2 protein-coding genes and 1 pseudogene are annotated in these 2,052 nt (G+C 74.7%); 1 reads left to right on the top strand and 2 read right to left on the bottom strand.

The window, feature by feature from the left end; translation table 11 throughout:
- Positions 1 to 181: 181 nt before the first annotated feature.
- Positions 182 to 907 (bottom strand): annotated as a pseudogene (locus ABZ641_RS34685) (ATP-binding cassette domain-containing protein); the annotation flags it as partial.
- A gap of 242 nt (positions 908 to 1,149) precedes the next feature.
- Here ABZ641_RS34685 and ABZ641_RS34680 point away from each other — a divergent pair.
- On the top strand, positions 1,150 to 1,374 hold the full coding sequence (locus ABZ641_RS34680) for a hypothetical protein (protein ID WP_344624723.1): 225 nt from the start codon (positions 1,150 to 1,152) through the stop codon (positions 1,372 to 1,374).
- On the opposite strand, the gene ABZ641_RS34675 is transcribed toward ABZ641_RS34680, so the two are convergent.
- A partial coding sequence (locus tag ABZ641_RS34675) for a peptidoglycan recognition protein (protein ID WP_359988335.1) occupies positions 1,353 to 2,052 on the bottom strand: 700 nt, incomplete at its 5' end. The genes ABZ641_RS34680 and ABZ641_RS34675 overlap by 22 nt on opposite strands.

Here is a 2,052-nt window from a genome sequence, read left to right as displayed (position 1 = left end):
CGTGGCCGACGACGTCGCCGACGACCAGGGCGACCCGGGCGCCGGAGAGCGGGATCACGTCGAACCAGTCGCCGCCGACGCCCGCGTGCGCGGGCAGGTAGCGGTAGGCGGCGTCCACGGCGTCCTGCTCGGGCAGGCCGCGCGGCAGCAGGCTCTGCTGCAGGGTGACGGCCATCGGGTGGCTGCCGGTGATCGCGGCGGTGATCTGCTCCTGGGTGGTGTACTTCGCCTCGAACACGCCGTTGTTCCGGCCGAGCCGCAGCACCGCCACCCGGTCGGCCACGGCCTGCACGTCGTCGAGGTTGTGGCTGATGACGACGACCGCGTGGCCCTGCTCGCGCAGCCGCCGGATCAGGTCGAGGGTCTGCGAGCTCTGCTCCAGGCCGAGGGCGGCGGTCGGCTCGTCGAGCAGCACCAGCTTGGGGTCGCCGATCAGGGACCGGGCGATGGCGACGGCCTGGCGCTGGCCGCCGGAGAGGGACAGCACGGGGATGCGCAGGCTGGGCAGCCGCACCGAGAGGCGCTCCAGCAGGGCGCGCGAGCGCCGCTCCATCTCGACCTCGCGCAGCGTCCCGAAGCGGCGCAGCTCGCGGCCGAGGTAGAGGTTGGCGACCACGTCGAGGCTCTCGCAGAGCGCGAGGTCCTGGTAGACGGTGGCGATGCCGAGCTGTTGGGCGTCGCGGGGCCGCCGCAGCTCGACCGGCCGGCCCTCCCACGCGATGACGCCGGAGTCCGGGGCGCTCACCCCGGCGATCGCCTTGATCAGGGTGGACTTGCCGGCGCCGTTGTCGCCGACGAGCGCGAGCACCTCGCCGTGGACGACCTCCAGGTCCACGTCGCTGAGGGCCTGCAGGGTGCCGTACCGCTTGGAGATCCCGCGCAGCGACAGCAGCGGCACGCGGGCCACCCGGCCACCTCCACTCTCCCCGATCCGTCGGCTGGTGCCACGAGTCTGCCGCCTGCCCGGGCGCGGGTGTGTCACCAACGCGCGGCGACCGCCCGAGCGGCCCCGCCCGCAGCCGCGGACGGGGTCCGTCCCGGCGACCGGGAGGCTGCCGCGTGCCCCGGGGCGGGCGCCGGCGGCGTCGGAGCCACCGGCTCGGCCAAAGCCCTCGCACAGCTGCCCGAACGCCTCCTACACTCCCTGCCGTGGAGAACCTGAAGTGCACGCAGTGCAGTGCCGTCGGGCTGGAGCCGGGCTTCGTCGAGGACACCGGCCAGTCGTCCTACGGCTATGCCCGGTGGATACCGGGCGTGCTGGAGCGCGGCATCTTCGGCGTCGCGAAGCGGATGGGCAAGCCGCGCTGGCAGGTCGACGCCTTCCGCTGCCCGGCCTGCGGCCACCTGGAGCTCTACGCGGTCAAGCCGGTCTGAGCCGCCGCCGGGGCCTGCGGTGCGCCGGAGGCGGCCGCGGCCTCCTGCTGGAGGCGGCAGGCCCGGTCGACGATGCCGGGGATCGCGGCGTACAGCGACTCGCCCGGGCAGAGGGTGCAGAAGGCGTCCCGGTGGCCGGAGACCGCGTTGAACGCGTGCCGGGCGCCGACCGGGAACCGGCTGCCGCTGTTGGTGGAGGTGAGTTCGGAGCGGGCGTCGGCGCGCACCCCGTGCAGGCCGAGCTTCCAGGCCGCCAGCCGGGCGATCGAGTCCAGCACGGCCTGCGGGACCTCCGTCCCGGCGTTGTACGTGCCGATCGCCGCGATGCCGACCGTGTCGCGGTTGAAGCCCATGGTGTGGGCGCCGACGACCGGACGGTCGACGCCGCCGAGGCGGCCCTCCCAGATCCGGCCGAAGCGGTCGACGAGGAAGTTGTAGCCGATGTCGTCCCAGCCGCGGAACTCCAGGTGGTCGCGGCGGATCGCCCGCAGGATGTCGGGCACCTCGTCCGCGGTGTAGGAGTTCGGGTCGTCGGTGTGGTGCACCAGCACCGCCCGCACCGCCCGGTCGTACTGCACCTTCGGCACCGCATCCGCGGACTGCCAGGCGGAGCGCAGCACGATCGGCGGCTCGGCCGGGACGGGGAGGGCCGGGGCGGCCGGCGGCACCGCCGCCGCG

Source organism: Kitasatospora sp. NPDC007106 (assembly GCF_040634455.1).
In the GTDB taxonomy this organism is placed as follows: domain Bacteria; phylum Actinomycetota; class Actinomycetes; order Streptomycetales; family Streptomycetaceae; genus Kitasatospora; species Kitasatospora arboriphila.
This window is presented reverse-complemented; position numbering and strand designations above follow the sequence as displayed.